The sequence below is a fragment of the Mesorhizobium sp. 10J20-29 genome (assembly GCF_054130485.1).
The window spans coordinates 3,968,265-3,981,986 of record NZ_CP199156.1 but is presented as its reverse complement, the minus strand read 5'-3'; the positions used below and the strand labels follow the sequence as shown (position 1 = coordinate 3,981,986).

Annotated in this window: 17 protein-coding genes; all 17 read right to left on the bottom strand. The window is 61.9% G+C overall.

What is annotated here, in order from left to right; translation table 11 throughout:
* Positions 1–6: 6 nt before the first annotated feature.
* The 17 genes from ACT2BZ_RS19080 to kdsA all read right to left on the bottom strand — a co-directional run bounded on the left by ACT2BZ_RS19080 (position 7) and on the right by kdsA (position 13,659).
* The gene (locus ACT2BZ_RS19080; protein ID WP_457936868.1) at positions 7–435 is read right to left on the bottom strand and encodes a GNAT family N-acetyltransferase; all 429 of its coding nucleotides are present in this window, start codon (positions 433–435) and stop codon (positions 7–9) included.
* On the bottom strand, positions 428–901 hold the full coding sequence (locus ACT2BZ_RS19075) for a type II toxin-antitoxin system RatA family toxin (protein WP_457936866.1): 474 nt from the start codon (positions 899–901) through the stop codon (positions 428–430). Before ACT2BZ_RS19075 ends, ACT2BZ_RS19080 begins: the two co-directional genes overlap by 8 nt.
* A 10-nt stretch (positions 902–911) precedes the next feature.
* The gene (lipA, locus tag ACT2BZ_RS19070; protein ID WP_457936864.1) at positions 912–1,877 is read right to left on the bottom strand and encodes a lipoyl synthase; all 966 of its coding nucleotides are present in this window, start codon (positions 1,875–1,877) and stop codon (positions 912–914) included.
* Positions 1,878–1,882: 5 nt separating this feature from the next.
* Complete coding sequence (locus ACT2BZ_RS19065; RefSeq protein WP_457936863.1) at positions 1,883–2,167, bottom strand: GlsB/YeaQ/YmgE family stress response membrane protein; 285 nt, start codon at positions 2,165–2,167, stop codon at positions 1,883–1,885.
* 78 nt (positions 2,168–2,245) lie between these two features.
* Positions 2,246–3,709, bottom strand: coding sequence for a dihydrolipoyl dehydrogenase (lpdA, locus tag ACT2BZ_RS19060; RefSeq protein ID WP_457936862.1), 1,464 nt, complete (start codon positions 3,707–3,709; stop codon positions 2,246–2,248).
* Between the two features lie 16 nt (positions 3,710–3,725).
* The gene (locus ACT2BZ_RS19055; protein ID WP_457936861.1) at positions 3,726–4,364 is read right to left on the bottom strand and encodes an SGNH/GDSL hydrolase family protein; all 639 of its coding nucleotides are present in this window, start codon (positions 4,362–4,364) and stop codon (positions 3,726–3,728) included.
* A 12-nt stretch (positions 4,365–4,376) separates the two neighbouring features.
* Positions 4,377–4,922, bottom strand: a complete 546-nt coding sequence (locus tag ACT2BZ_RS19050; protein WP_457941383.1) for an HdeD family acid-resistance protein — start codon at positions 4,920–4,922, stop codon at positions 4,377–4,379.
* Positions 4,923–5,032: 110 nt separating this feature from the next.
* Positions 5,033–5,395: a hypothetical protein gene (locus ACT2BZ_RS19045; RefSeq protein WP_457936859.1), complete on the bottom strand. Its 363-nt coding sequence runs from the start codon at positions 5,393–5,395 to the stop codon at positions 5,033–5,035.
* A 107-nt stretch (positions 5,396–5,502) separates the two neighbouring features.
* Positions 5,503–5,934 carry a hypothetical protein gene (locus ACT2BZ_RS19040; RefSeq protein WP_457936858.1) on the bottom strand — a complete coding sequence of 144 codons (432 nt, stop codon included), beginning with the start codon at positions 5,932–5,934 and terminating at the stop codon, positions 5,503–5,505.
* Between the two features lie 46 nt (positions 5,935–5,980).
* On the bottom strand, positions 5,981–7,345 hold the full coding sequence (locus tag ACT2BZ_RS19035) for a pyruvate dehydrogenase complex dihydrolipoamide acetyltransferase (RefSeq protein WP_457936857.1): 1,365 nt from the start codon (positions 7,343–7,345) through the stop codon (positions 5,981–5,983).
* Between the two features lie 3 nt (positions 7,346–7,348).
* Positions 7,349–7,636, bottom strand: coding sequence for a hypothetical protein (locus ACT2BZ_RS19030; RefSeq protein ID WP_457936856.1), 288 nt, complete (start codon positions 7,634–7,636; stop codon positions 7,349–7,351).
* Positions 7,637–7,647: 11 nt separating this feature from the next.
* Positions 7,648–9,033: a pyruvate dehydrogenase complex E1 component subunit beta gene (locus tag ACT2BZ_RS19025; RefSeq protein ID WP_457936854.1), complete on the bottom strand. Its 1,386-nt coding sequence runs from the start codon at positions 9,031–9,033 to the stop codon at positions 7,648–7,650.
* A gap of 12 nt (positions 9,034–9,045) precedes the next feature.
* The gene (gene pdhA / locus ACT2BZ_RS19020; RefSeq protein WP_457936852.1) at positions 9,046–10,089 is read right to left on the bottom strand and encodes a pyruvate dehydrogenase (acetyl-transferring) E1 component subunit alpha; all 1,044 of its coding nucleotides are present in this window, start codon (positions 10,087–10,089) and stop codon (positions 9,046–9,048) included.
* 185 nt (positions 10,090–10,274) lie between these two features.
* Positions 10,275–10,589 carry an FtsB family cell division protein gene (locus ACT2BZ_RS19015; protein WP_457936850.1) on the bottom strand — a complete coding sequence of 105 codons (315 nt, stop codon included), beginning with the start codon at positions 10,587–10,589 and terminating at the stop codon, positions 10,275–10,277.
* 122 nt (positions 10,590–10,711) lie between these two features.
* Positions 10,712–11,986 (bottom strand): phosphopyruvate hydratase, encoded by a 1,275-nt coding sequence (gene eno, locus ACT2BZ_RS19010; protein WP_457936848.1) that lies wholly within the window; start codon positions 11,984–11,986, stop codon positions 10,712–10,714.
* Between the two features lie 403 nt (positions 11,987–12,389).
* Positions 12,390–12,752, bottom strand: coding sequence for a PRC-barrel domain-containing protein (locus ACT2BZ_RS19005; protein ID WP_457936846.1), 363 nt, complete (start codon positions 12,750–12,752; stop codon positions 12,390–12,392).
* Between the two features lie 73 nt (positions 12,753–12,825).
* Positions 12,826–13,659 carry a 3-deoxy-8-phosphooctulonate synthase gene (gene kdsA, locus ACT2BZ_RS19000; RefSeq protein WP_457936844.1) on the bottom strand — a complete coding sequence of 278 codons (834 nt, stop codon included), beginning with the start codon at positions 13,657–13,659 and terminating at the stop codon, positions 12,826–12,828.
* Positions 13,660–13,722: the final 63 nt, after the last annotated feature.

Here is a 13,722-nt window from a genome sequence, read left to right as displayed (position 1 = left end):
CGAAGTCTAAAGCTGCAGGGCCATGCCGATCGAGGCGGGCGCCGTTGGCTCGAAACCAAATTTCTCATAGAGGTGTCGCGCCGGGCCGTCGGCGATCAGGCTGACATAGGCAGTCTTGGGCGCGGTGGCGCGCAGGTGAGCGACGAGTGCCTCCATGATCTGCTTGCCCAATCCCCTGCCCTGATGGACCGGGTCGACCGCGATGTCTGTGATCTGGTAGAAACACCCACCGTCGCCGACAATCCGCCCCATGCCTACGGCGCCATCCCTCCAGACGACTGTCACCGCATAAAGCGTGTTGGGCAGGCCGCTGGCGGCAGCCTCGAGCGTCTTCTCGCTCAAACCCGAAATGCTGCGCAACCGCCTATAGGTCTCGATATCCGGTGTGCCGACGGCCAACCGGTAGCCGTCGGGTTCGGCAGCGCGGTTATCCAACTGACTTGACCGATTCTGGCTTGCCGTAGATTTCGTCCGCCCTCTTCTCGAAAGCCTCGGCGAACATGCGAAAGGCGCGGTCGAACATCGACCCCATTAGGGCGCCGAGTATGCGGCTCTTGAATTCGTAGTCGATGAAAAACCTTACCAGCGTTCCGCCGTCTCCGTCCGGCTCGAAGCGCCACACATTGTTGAGGTAGCGGAACGGCCCGTCGAGATACTTCACCTCGATCACCTGCTCGTCCGGCTTGAGATAGACCTGGCTGGTAAAGGTTTCGAGGATCGCCTTGTAGCCGACGGTCATGTCGGCCACGAGGATCGTGTCGCCGTCGCGTTCCTTGCGCGAGCGCACTGTCAGCGCCTTGCAGAGCGGCAGGAACTGCGGGTACTTCTCGACGTCGGCGACGAGATCGAACATCTTCATCGGCCCGTGTGCGACCGATCGCGTTGTCTCGTATTTGGGCATCGGCGGGCGGTTACGCCGTCCTGGCGAGCTGCGCCTCACGCGCCGCGCGCAGCCGGGCGAAATCGTCGCCGGCATGGTGCGAGGACCGCGTCAGCGGGCTCGAGGCGACGAGCAGGAAGCCCTTGGTCCGGCCGACGGTCTCGTAGGACTTGAACTCGTCCGGCGTGACGAACTTCTTGACCGGATGATGCTTCTTGGTCGGCTGCAGATACTGGCCGATGGTCATGAAGTCGACATTGGCCGAACGCAGGTCATCCATCAGCTGCAGGATCTCGTTTCGCTCCTCGCCGAGCCCGACCATGATGCCGGACTTCGTGAAGATCGTCGGATCGAGCTCCTTCACCCGCTGCAGCAGCCGGATGGAGTGGAAGTATCGGGCACCCGGGCGCACCGTCAGGTAGTTGGACGGCACGGTCTCGAGATTGTGGTTGAAGACGTCGGGCCTGGCGGCGACGACAACCTCCAGCGCGCCATCCTTGCGCAGGAAGTCGGGCGTCAGGATCTCGATGGTGGTCGCAGGCGTCGCGGCGCGGATCGCGCGGATCACCTGGGCGAAATGCTCCGCGCCGCCATCGGCGAGATCGTCGCGGTCGACCGAGGTGATGACGACATGGTGCAGACCCATCTGCTTGACGGCATCGGCGACGCGGGCGGGTTCGTCCGGGTCCAGCGGCGTCGGGATGCCGGTCGAGACGTTGCAGAAGGCGCAGGCGCGCGTGCAGATCTCGCCCATGATCATGAAGGTGGCGTGCTTCTTGTCCCAGCACTCGCCGATGTTGGGGCAGCCGGCCTCCTCGCAGACGGTGACAAGGTTGTGCGACTTCACGATGGCGCGGGTCTCGGCGTAGCCCTTCGAGGTCGGCGCCTTGACGCGAATCCAGTCCGGCTTGCGCAACACGTCCTGGTCGGGCCGGTGAGCCTTTTCCGGGTGGCGCAGCCGTGGTGCCGTGGCGATCGTATCGAGAACCGTTACCATGCCTGTCAGTTCACTCCCTTTGCCTTGGCGCGGCCGAAGAGCCACAGGATCAGCACCGCGCCGGCAATCGCGACGATAAGGTTTCCGAAGAAGCCCTGGTAGTGGATATCGAGCACGCTGGCCAAGGCACCACCCACAAAGGAGCCTGCAATGCCGACCAGGATGTTGGTCAGGAACCCATGCTCGCGGTTCATCGTCCGTTCGGCGACATAGCCGGCGATGAAGCCGATCAGCAGCATGCCGAAAAAGCCGACGCCCGGCATGCTCATGATTCCGACGCTTGGTTCCATCAACTGGCTCCTTCGGTCCGTGTCACCCGCATATAGGTCAAAAGCCCTGCCGCCAACAGGCGCGCGAGCGCCTTGCTGCTATGCGTTCAGCGCGCGGCCATAGGCGTCGAGCACGCTTTCCTTCATCGTCTCCGACAGCGTCGGATGCGGGAAGATCGAGTGCATCAGCTCTTCCTCGGTGGTCTCGAGGTTCATGGCGACGACAAAACCCTGGATCAGTTCGGTCACTTCGGCACCGACCATGTGGGCGCCAAGAAGCTGGCCCGTCTTCTTGTCGAAGATGGTCTTGACCATGCCCTGGTCCTCGCCGAGCGCGATGGCCTTGCCATTGGCAACGAAAGGGAAGTGGCCGACACGGATGTCCTTGCCCGCTTCCTTTGCCTTTGCCTCGGTCAGCCCGACGGAGGCGACCTGCGGGTTGCAGTAGGTGCAGCCGGGGATCATCAGCCTGTCCATCGGATGGACGTTCGGCAGGCCGGCGAGCTTTTCGACACAAACCACTGCCTCGTGCTCGGCCTTGTGCGCCAGCATGGGCGGGCCGGCGACGTCGCCGATGGCGTAGATGCCCGGCACGTTGGTCTTGCCGTAGCCGTCGATGACGATGCAGCCGCGGTCGGTCTTCACGCCGAGCGCCTCGAGGCCGATATTCTCGATATTACCCTGCACGCCGACGGCCGAAATCATCCGGTCAGCGGTGATCTTCTCGACGTTGCCGTCCTTCAGTTCGACATGGGCGGTGATGGAATCCTTGCCCTTCTCGACCTTCGTCACCTTGGCCTCGAGCAGGATCTTCATGCCCTGCCGCTCGAACTGCTTCTTGGCGAAGGCGGAAATCTCGGCGTCCTCGACCGGCATGACCGCCGGCATCACCTCGACCACGGTCACATCAACGCCCATGGTGCGGTAGAAGGAAGCGAACTCGATGCCGATTGCGCCCGAACCCATGACGAGCAGCGACTTCGGCATCTGCGGCGGCACCATCGCCTCGAAATAGGTCCAGATCAGCTTGCCGTCCGGCTCGATGCCGGGCAATGCGCGCGGCCGCGCGCCGGTCGCGACGATGATGTGCTTGGCCGTGTAGGTGCCCTCGCCCAGCGTGTTCTTGGGCAGCGGCGCCTGCGGCTCCATCGGCTTCTTCGAGGACTTGCCGACGACGATCTCGCCCGGCTGAGCCCCGGTCGAAGCCTTGCTGAGCTTGGCCTCGCCCCAGATGACGTCGACCTTGTTCTTCTTCATCAGGAAGCCGACGCCGGCATTCATGCGCTGCGCGATGCCGCGCGAACGGTCGACCACTGCCTTGACGTCGGCGCTGATCTTGCCCTCGATGGCGAGGCCGTAATTCTTGGCGTGCGAGGCCAGGTGCATCACCTCGGCCGAGCGCAGCAGCGCCTTGGTCGGGATGCAGCCCCAGTTGGAGCAGATGCCGGCCAGATGCTCGCGTTCGACGATCGCCGTCTTGAGGCCGAGCTGTGCGGCGCGGATCGCCGCGATGTAGCCGCCGGGGCCGGAACCGATCACGATGACATCGTAGGAATTGGCCACTGACATTCTCCTTGAACTACAGGCCGAGCAGCTGGCGCGCCACCGGCGCCAGAGCCCTGCCAAGATTGCGGGTGTTTTCCGCATCGAGATGCACGCCGTCGAGCGGCGTGGTTGCGGCCACCGTTCCGGCATCGAAGAAGGCGCAGCCATTTTCGTCGGCAAGCGCGGCGTAGAATGGGGCCAGCCGCTTCGAGACGGTGTCGCCGCCGGCGAACATCTCGCTGAACTCGGCATTGTCGGTCGCGCTGACGGCAGGCGGCGCGACTACGAGAATCTGCGGCGCCGGACAGTCGAGCGGATAATCGTTTCCGCGCACGATATCGATCAGCCGCTGCATGCCCTGCTTGGCGGCCAGCGCATTGCCGTGCACCCAGGGCTTCATGTCATTCGAACCGAGCATGAAGATCACCAGGTCGAGCGGCGCGTGGCTGGTCAGGATCGTCGGCAACAGGCGTGCGCCATTGCGGTCGGCGCCGGCGACATGGTCGTCAAACGCCGTGGTGCGGCCATTCAGCCCTTCGGCGACGACATGCACGCCATCGCCGAGCTCGGCCTGCAGCACGCTTGGCCAGCGATCGGCCAGGGCATGGCGCGACGGACCTTCGGCGCTGTAGCCCCAGGTCAGCGAGTCACCGTAGCAGAGAACCGTTTTCATCGACGCCGTCCCCTAAACCCTGCGCAGGCCCAGGGCCAGCAGCAGGAACAGCACGCCGTTCGAAATCAGCTCGATAGCCAGGAGAATGCCAAGCACCGCAACGGCGGACCACGGGAAGTTGGCGAGGATCATGACGCCAAGCGCGACCGAAACGATGCCCGATGTCAGCACCCATCCCCAGCCGGAGATCGGACGCAGCGACAAGGCATACATCGCCTTCACCGCGCCGGTCACGATGAACAGCACCGCGACCAGGAGCGTCAGGGAAACCATGCCGGCGAGCGGGTTGAACACCAGCGACAAGCCAACGGCCAGCACCAGGATGCCAAACAGCAGCGACCAGATGAAGCCCGGCCAGCCGGTAACGCGGAAAGCCTGGATGACCTGCAGCACGCCAAGCAGCGTGAACACCCAACCGGCCAGCACGGTGGCGGCCAGTGTCGCAGCAAGCGGGTTTGCCAGCGCCAGCACGCCACCGATCAATGAAATAACACCAAACAACGCCATCCAGACCCACGAGGTCCGCAATTTCTCACCGTGATGTGCAGTCATCGCCATGGCCACTTTCCCCCCGTCGTTTCGCGAGGCACTATACCAGCAGGCTCATCAGATCTTCGATATAATATTTGATGGCAACACTCTGTTGCTGCCGAAATATCAAATTCCGGTTAGGAGTTTTTCTCGTAATTTTGAACAACATCAAGTATGAAATCCATATTCTCATTGATATTGTCTATGTGGAACTCCCGGACTTTAATATCTCTAAGCGCTTTTTCGCTTATCTCCATTATCTCCTCCGCAGTTTTTTCTTTTATTCCTTTTCGCAAATACCGCAGCATATCCAGAGCTGCCTCTCTTTTCAATTTCGCGTTTTTCTTCTCCGCACTAATAACCGAACTGATTTTTTCAGAATTTTCTTCAAATATATCTAGGGCCTTTTTAACTCTGCCTTCTTCGAGCTCATCTCTTATCGATTTTACCAATGCATCGACACTTCTCATTTCATCAAGACTGGAAAGATTTTCAGTCAAGAAGCGATACCGTTTAACTGCACGAGTTGTCCTGAAACTCCAAAAAAGAGTCACTAGCCCAGAAAATATACTTATCGTCTCCCAAAAAAACGGCGCGAAATGCAAAGTCATGACAAACTCTCCAAGAGCCGTTTCATTCGTATAACGAGAGTAGCTGCAAGTACAATCATTGCAACGTTAATAGAAATTTCAAACCATCCAACCTGATAATCTGGTGTGTTCGCCTTTGATATATTTTTGACAAAAGTTGTAAAATATATAAATGCACAAATAACTATCGTAGATATTTGAATTATTAAAGTTTTCTTTAGTTCTTCATCTATTTTTTTCTTATTCGCAATAATACTTAGATCAAAAATCTCGATCAACGCGACAGTCATGATGGAAACGGCGACATATGTTATTGATGGTATAACACGGGTGTATGAGCTGGATGCGGAAAGGTCTTGATTTGCGAAGAACAACCCTAGCGGAATCCCTCCAAATCCGACGAGTATCCCAAAGCACCATATAATTTCTTTAGTCGATAAATTCGGCATCTCTAGTCCATGCCCTAGAATTGTGTTGAACTCGGCCTCTTATATATCAGACCAGCATCCCCATGGGATTCTCGATATAGCGCTTGAAGGCGACCATCAGTTCGGCGCCGAGCGCTCCGTCCACCGCGCGATGGTCGGTCGACAGCGTCACCGACATGATGGTGGCGATCTTGATCTCGCCCTTCTTCACCACGGCGCGCTGTTCGCCGGCGCCGACCGCCAGGATGGTGGCGTGCGGGGGGTTGATCACGGCGGCGAAGTCCTTGACCCCGAACATGCCGAGATTGGACACCGCCGTCGTGCCGCCCTGGTATTCCTCGGGCTTCAGCTTCTTGTTGCGGGCCCGTGCCGCGAGATCCTTCATCTCGTTGGCGATGGTCGACAGCGTCTTGGTGTCGGCGTGGCGGATGATCGGCGTGATCAGGCCGCCCGGGATCGAGACCGCGACGCCGACATCGACCGTCTTGTGCTGCACCATCGCCGTATCGGTCCAGGATACGTTCGCCGTCGGCACGTCGCGCAATGCCAGCGCCATCGCCTTGATGACCATGTCGTTGACCGACAGCTTGTAGGCCGGAACTTCGCCCTTCTCCGTCTTCTTCATCGGCGACGCGGCGTTAAGCTCGGCACGCAGTGCCAGCAGAGCATCGAGGTCGCAATCGATGGTCAGGTAGAAATGCGGGATCGTGGACTTGGCCTCGACCAGGCGCCTGGCGATGGTCTTGCGCATGTTGTCGTGCGGAACGAGGTCGTAGGAGCCCTCCTCGAAAAGCTTCAGAACCTGCTCGTCGGACATCGACTTCGGCGCGGGCGCGGCTGCGGCCGCAGGTTTCGCGGCAGGTGCAGCCTTGGCGCCGCCGCCGGCAATGGCGGCCTCGACATCGGCCTTGACCACGCGGCCGTGCGGCCCGGTGCCCGCAACCGCCGACACGTCGACGCCTGCATCCTTGGCAATGCGGCGCGCCAGCGGCGACGCGAAGGTGCGCTCGCCGGAGGAAGCTTCTCTTTCCGTCGGCGCGGCGTCAGCCTTGGATGCCGGTGCAGCCTTGGCCGCCGGTTCGGATGCCTCTGACTTTGCGGGTTCAGCCTTCGGGGCCTCCGCCTTGGACGCCTCTGCCTTGGCAGGCGCATCGCCGCCGCCGCTCTTGGCGGCCGCTCCAACGTCCTCGCCCTCTCCCGCCAGAATGGCGATCAGCGCGTTGACCTTGACGCCCTCTGTGCCGGCCGGCACGACGAGCTTTGCGACCGTGCCCTCATCGACGGCCTCGACCTCCATCGTCGCCTTGTCGGTTTCGATCTCGGCGATCACGTCGCCCGAGGAAACCTTGTCGCCTTCCTTGACCAGCCACTTGGCGAGATTGCCCTCTTCCATGGTGGGCGACAGGGCGGGCATGGTGATGTTGATGGGCATGGTTCACTCCCCGAAGAATTTGAAAATACCGCGCATCACCGTCAGCGTGGCAACGACAAACACCGGCGAGAGAACGCCGGCATTGAAAGTCTTTTCGCTCATTGCGAGCACCATCGTCCCGTCCTCGCTGTCGGCCTGCATGGCGCCGGCAGCGAAAACCGCAAGGACCAGCGAGGCCAGGCCGCTGAGGATAAGCAGCGTTCCATCGAAGCGACTGGTCAGGAAGCGTACGAACAGGGCGACCAGAACGGTCGGAAGGACAGTCGCTGCCAGTATCCAGGCTGACGGCATGACCATCGTCCCTACCGATACGTGACCGCTTTGACCGCCTCGACGACCTCGCCGACATTCGGCAGTGCCAGCTTTTCCAGGTTGGCCGCGTAAGGCATCGGAACGTCCTTGCCGGCAATGGTGATCACCGGCGCGTCGAGATGGTCGAAGGCGCGCTGCGATACCTGGTTGGCGATGAAGTCGCCGACAGAGGACTGCGGGAAGCCTTCCTCCACCACCACCAGCCGGTTGGTCTTCTTGACCGAGGCGATGATGGTGTCGAGATCGAGCGGACGGATGGTCCTGAGGTCGATGATCTCGGCGTCGATGCCCATGCCGCGCAGTTCGGCCTCCGCCTTCACGGCGTAGGTCATCCCGATGCCGAAGGACACGATGGTGACGTCGGAGCCCGTCTTGTGGATGCGTGCCTTGCCGATCGGCAGCACGAAGTCGTCCAACTTGGGCACGTCGAAGGCCTGGCCGTAGAGGATCTCGTTCTCGAGGAAGATCACCGGGTTGGGGTCGCGGATGGCGGCCTTGAGAAGTCCCTTCGCGTCGGCTGCCGTATAGGGCATCACCACCTTCAGGCCGGGAATATGGCCGTACCAGGCGGCGTAGCACTGCGAGTGCTGCGCGGCGACGCGGGCGGCGGCGCCGTTCGGCCCGCGAAACACGATCGGCGCGCCCATCTGGCCGCCCGACATGTATAGCGTCTTGGCTGCCGAATTGACGATCTGGTCGATCGCCTGCATGGCGAAGTTGAACGTCATGAACTCGACGATCGGCTTGAGGCCGGTCATCGCCGCACCGACGCCGACGCCGGCGAAGCCGTGCTCGGTGATCGGCGTGTCGACCACGCGTCGGGCGCCGAATTCCTGCAGCAACCCTTGCGTGATCTTGTAAGCGCCCTGGTACTCGGCAACCTCCTCGCCCATGACGAAGACCGCATCGTCGCGGCGCATTTCCTCGGCCATCGCGTCGCGCAAGGCCTCGCGCACCGTGGTCGCCACCATTTCGGTGCCGGCCGGAATATCCGGGTCGGCGGCGACTTCCGTCTTCGGCGCGGCGGCAACTGTCGGGGCAGCAGGCTCTGCCGCCGGCGCCGGCTGTTCGGCGGCAGCGGGTGCATCGGCCTTCTTGGCGGCGGGCGCGCCGCCGATGTCGCTGGCGCTTTCGCCTTCCTCGAGCAGGACGGCGATCGGCGTGTTGACCTTGACGCCCTCGGTGCCGGCAGCGATCAGGATCTTGCCCAGAACGCCTTCGTCGACGGCCTCGACTTCCATCGTGGCCTTGTCGGTCTCGATCTCGGCGATGACGTCACCCGCGGCGACCTTGTCGCCCTCGTTCTTCAGCCACTTGGAGACATTGCCCTCTTCCATCGTCGGCGACAGCGCGGGCATCAGGATTTCGATTGGCATGGTCGCGCTCCGTTAATGCGTGATGTCGGTCCAGAGTTCGGATGCATCCGGCTCTGAAGCGGTTTGCGCGAATTCGGCGGAGTCGGCGACGATGTCGCGGACTTCCTTGTCGATGGCCTTCAACTCGTTCTCGTCGGCCCATTTCTTCTCGATCAGGCGCGCCTTGACCTGCTCGATCGGATCATGCTCGGAGCGCATCTTCTGCACCTCGTCCTTCGAGCGGTACTTGGCGGGGTCCGACATGGAATGGCCGCGATAGCGGTAGGTCTGCATCTCGAGGATGATCGGGCCCTCGCCCGAGCGGCACCATTCGGTGGCGACGTCGGCAGCGGCCTTGACGGCGCGAACGTCCATTCCGTCGACCTTCATGCCGGGAATCTTGAAGGAGGCACCGCGATGCGAGAAGTCAGTCTCGGCCGAGGAGCGGGTGACCGAGGTGCCCATGGCGTAGCGGTTGTTCTCGATGATGTAGATGACCGGCAGCTTCCACAGCGAGGCCATGTTGAAGCTCTCGTAGACCTGGCCCTGGTTGGCTGCGCCGTCGCCGAAATAGGTCAGCGAGACATTCTTGTTGCCGCGGTAGCGGTTGGCGAAGGCAAGGCCGGTGCCGAGCGACACCTGGGCGCCGACGATACCGTGGCCGCCGTAGAAATGCTTCTCCTTGGAGAACATGTGCATCGAGCCGCCCTTGCCTTTCGACAGGCCGGCCTCGCGCCCGGTCAGCTCGGCCATGACGCCGCGCGGCGAGAGGTCCATCGCCAGCATGTGGCCGTGATCGCGGTAGGCGGTGATCATCTGGTCGCCATCGATCAGGCCCATCTTCATGCCGGTGACGACAGCTTCCTGGCCGATGTAGAGGTGGCAGAAGCCGCCGATGAAGCCCATGCCGTAGAGCTGGCCGGCCTTTTCCTCGAAGCGGCGGATCAGAAGCATGCCGCGATAGGCCTCGAGTTCCTGCTCCTTGTTGAAGTCGGCAGGCTTCGGCGTCGTCGGCGCGGACGGCGGCTTGGCGCCCGCTTTCGATTTCGTGGGCGCTTTTTTGGCGGCGGCTGCCATGCGTCACTCCCTGTGGCTGTCTCTTTTCGGACATTCGGGAGCATCATGCGACCTCCCAATCTGCACAGACGCTAGCACGCAAAATGGCATTCGGCCATGCGGAAAAGCGCATGGCTGTCATGCAGGTAAGCACATAGAAACGTTGGAAATATTACCGATTAACCGGACTTTGGTTAATCCAGCCCTCAGGGCCACCGCATGATGGTGATCTCGTCCGGCTGCGAGAGATTCAACGCCTTGCGGGCCTGTTCGTCAAGCATATCCTTCTCGAGCGTGCCGTCATGCAGCAGCTGCACGCGATGCTCCAGGCCGATGCGCTGGGCATGCACGACGTCGAGCCTGGCCTGCAGCTCTGCCGCGCGCTCCTCAAGCTGGTACTTGGAGTAGATGCCGAATTCGCCATGGTAGGCATGAAAGCCGAAATAGGCGAGGAACAGCGCCGAAATGCCGGGCACGATCAGGCGGCCGGTATTCCTCTGCTTGTGCTGGCGTGTCCACATGGGGCGGTATCCTTCGTCGCCGCATCTCACCCGATTGTGCTTAATGGAGGGTTAGCGCAGACGCCCTGGACACGAAAAAGGGCGGCCTGAGCCGCCCTCCTGTTCTAGTCGCTGCGCTTCTGTCAGGCGCGCAGGATCGACGTGCCGGCAAAGCGGGCCTGCTGGCCCAGCTCTTCCTCGATGCGAATAAGCTGGTTGTACTTGGCCGTTCGATCCGAACGCGCCAGCGAGCCGGTCTTGATCTGGCCGCAGTTGGTCGCGACCGCGAGGTCGGCGATCGTGGAATCTTCGGTCTCGCCGGAACGATGCGACATGACCGCCGTGTAGCCTGCGCGGTGCGCCGTATCGACAGCGTCGAGGGTCTCGGTCAGCGAACCGATCTGATTGACCTTGACGAGGATGGAGTTGGCGACACCCATCTTGATACCGTCGCGCAGCCGCGAGGTATTGGTGACGAACAGATCGTCGCCGACAAGCTGGACATTCTTGCCGCAGAAGTCGGTGACCATCTTCCAGCCTTCCCAGTCATCCTCGGACATGCCGTCCTCGATCGAGATGATCGGATAGTCGGCAGCAAGCTTTGCGAGGTACTTGGCCTGCGCCTTCGGGTCGCGCGTCTTCCTCTCGCCCTCGTAGACATAGGCGCCGTCCTTGAAGAACTCGGTCGCCGCGCAATCGAGCGCGAGCGCCACTTCCTCGCCGGGCTTGAAGCCTGCCTGCTCGATCGATTCCATGACGAAGTCGAGCGCGGCCTGGGCGTTCTTGATGTTGGGGGCAAAACCGCCCTCGTCGCCGACATTGGTGTTGTGGCCGGCATCCTTGAGACGCTTCTTCAGCGTGTGGAAAATCTCCGAACCCCAGCGCACCGCCTCGCGCAGCGTCGGCGCACCGACGGGCATGATCATGAACTCCTGGAAGTCGATCGGGTTGTCGGCATGCGCGCCGCCATTGATGATGTTCATCATCGGCACCGGCAGGACATGGGCGTTCGGTCCACCGAGGTAGCGGTAGAGCGGCAGGCCCGACGCTTCGGCGGCCGCCTTGGCGACAGCCAGCGATACGCCCAGGATGGCGTTGGCGCCGAGGCGCGACTTGTTCGGCGTGCCGTCGAGCTCGATCATGGTGCGGTCGATGTGGATCTGGTCCTCGGCTTCCAGGCCGCCGATGGCCTCGAACAGTTCGCCGTTCACCGCCTCGACGGCGCGCTCGACGCCCTTGCCGAGATAGCGCTTGCCGCCGTCGCGCAGTTCCATGGCCTCGTGGGCGCCGGTGGAAGCGCCCGACGGCACTGCTGCCCGGCCCATCGAGCCGTCTTCGAGCACGACGTCGACCTCGACGGTCGGATTGCCGCGGCTGTCCAGAATTTCGCGGCCGATAATATCGATGATGGCGGTCATGGTGCGGAAAACCCCTGCATGAGATCGATTGAAATGCCGCGCCCGTCTTAGACAAAGTGCGCCAAAACGCAATTGGCGGGCCGTTTTTTCTTGCGCCGCTCACCGCCGATTCACGCTCGTATACAGACTGTAACGCAATGTCATGACAGGCGCGGCGACAGATCGCGGGCGCTGGGTTACCTCTGGTACCGCGCGGGGCGAAACATAGGGAGTTTCGCCATGTCCGAGTTGTCTGCCGGTATCCTGAGTCTCGTCCTTATCGTCGCTGCCTTCATGACGTCATGCAGCGATCAACCAGTGCAGGGCGACGTGCCCAGCCCGGCTTCTCTCATCAGCCAATAAAACGAAAAAGGCCCCGCCATCGCGGGCGGGGCCAAGCGTGCTGCAACTCAAGGATCAAGGATCACCAGTAGGGATCGACCTTGTAGTATTCGAAGGAGGCGTCGCGCGCCGCATTGCCGTCGCCGCTGGTCAGGTCCTCGATCGAATAGGCGGGTGCCGCCTCTAGCTGTTCCCTGCTGAACGGTACGACATAGCCGCCCTTGTCGGTGCTGTAGTCCAGAACGGACCAGGGCACGGCATGGTACTTCTCGCCGATGCCCAGAAAGCCGCCGAAGCCGATGACCGCGAACATGATGCCGTTCGAGGTCTTGTCGAGCATCACGTCCTCGATCGAGCCAATGCTTTCGCCCTCGGTGTTGTACACATCGGTGCCGATAACGCGCGAGGCCTGAATGGCCTCAGTGTGTCCCGTGTGGGTTGTCATTTTCATGCTCCTCGTTGATTGAAAGGATGCAGTGAAAATGACCGGCCGGCGCGAAGGTTCCGGGATTGGTGCGTCAGCCCGCCTTGGCGATCCGGTCGAAGGCCATCAGCCGTTCCAGCAGCGCCGGGAGGTCTTTCAGCGGCACCATGTTGGGGCCATCCGATGGCGCGTTGTCGGGGTCCTCGTGGGTCTCGATGAAGACCCCGGCGACGCCGACCGCGACGGCCGCCCGTGCCAGAGTCTCGACAAAGCGGCGGTCGCCGCCGGTCGAACCGCCCTGCCCGCCCGGCTGCTGCACCGAATGCGTCGCGTCGAAGATCACCGGTGCACCCATCTCGGCCATGATCGGCAGCGCGCGCATGTCGGACACCAGCGTATTGTAGCCGAAGGAGACGCCGCGCTCTGTCACCAGAACGTTGGGGTTGCCCGACGCGGTGATCTTGGCCACGACATTCTTCATGTCCCAGGGCGCCAGGAACTGGCCCTTCTTGACGTTGACCACCTTGCCCGTCGCGGCCGCAGCAACAAGAAGGTCGGTCTGGCGGCTGAGAAAGGCCGGGATCTGCAGGATGTCGACATGCGGCGCGACGATGGCGCATTGCTCGGCAGTATGCACGTCGGTCAGGACCGGCAGGCCAAACTGCTTGCGCAGGTCGTCGAAGACCGGCAATGCGGCGTCGAGGCCTGCGCCGCGCGCGCCGGAGAGCGAGGTGCGGTTGGCCTTGTCGTAGCTGGTCTTGTAGACCAGACCGAGCCCCAGCTTGCCGCATATTTCCTTCAGCGCGCCGGCCATCTCGAAAGCGTGATCGCGCGACTCGAGCTGGCAGGGGCCGGCGATCAGGGTCAGCGGACCGGCGTTCGAAAATTGCGTGTTGCCGACGGAAACGATGGCATTGGGCGCGGTCATGCGGGACTCCTCGGCAAGCGGCTTGCTGCCATGTGCCCGAATTGGGCCGGCCGTTCAAGGGCC

Coding starts and splice junctions, on each gene's coding strand:
- ACT2BZ_RS19075 (WP_457936866.1), bottom strand. CDS start 901: ATGCCCAAATACGAGACAACGCGATCGGTCGCACACGGGCCGATGAAG.
- lipA (WP_457936864.1), bottom strand. CDS start 1,877: ATGGTAACGGTTCTCGATACGATCGCCACGGCACCACGGCTGCGCCAC.
- ACT2BZ_RS19065 (WP_457936863.1), bottom strand. CDS start 2,167: ATGGAACCAAGCGTCGGAATCATGAGCATGCCGGGCGTCGGCTTTTTC.
- ACT2BZ_RS19055 (WP_457936861.1), bottom strand. CDS start 4,364: ATGAAAACGGTTCTCTGCTACGGTGACTCGCTGACCTGGGGCTACAGC.
- ACT2BZ_RS19050 (WP_457941383.1), bottom strand. CDS start 4,922: ATGGCGATGACTGCACATCACGGTGAGAAATTGCGGACCTCGTGGGTC.
- ACT2BZ_RS19040 (WP_457936858.1), bottom strand. CDS start 5,934: ATGCCGAATTTATCGACTAAAGAAATTATATGGTGCTTTGGGATACTC.
- ACT2BZ_RS19035 (WP_457936857.1), bottom strand. CDS start 7,345: ATGCCCATCAACATCACCATGCCCGCCCTGTCGCCCACCATGGAAGAG.
- ACT2BZ_RS19030 (WP_457936856.1), bottom strand. CDS start 7,636: ATGCCGTCAGCCTGGATACTGGCAGCGACTGTCCTTCCGACCGTTCTG.
- ACT2BZ_RS19025 (WP_457936854.1), bottom strand. CDS start 9,033: ATGCCAATCGAAATCCTGATGCCCGCGCTGTCGCCGACGATGGAAGAG.
- pdhA (WP_457936852.1), bottom strand. CDS start 10,089: ATGGCAGCCGCCGCCAAAAAAGCGCCCACGAAATCGAAAGCGGGCGCC.
- ACT2BZ_RS19015 (WP_457936850.1), bottom strand. CDS start 10,589: ATGTGGACACGCCAGCACAAGCAGAGGAATACCGGCCGCCTGATCGTG.
- eno (WP_457936848.1), bottom strand. CDS start 11,986: ATGACCGCCATCATCGATATTATCGGCCGCGAAATTCTGGACAGCCGC.
- ACT2BZ_RS19005 (WP_457936846.1), bottom strand. CDS start 12,752: ATGACAACCCACACGGGACACACTGAGGCCATTCAGGCCTCGCGCGTT.
- kdsA (WP_457936844.1), bottom strand. CDS start 13,659: ATGACCGCGCCCAATGCCATCGTTTCCGTCGGCAACACGCAATTTTCG.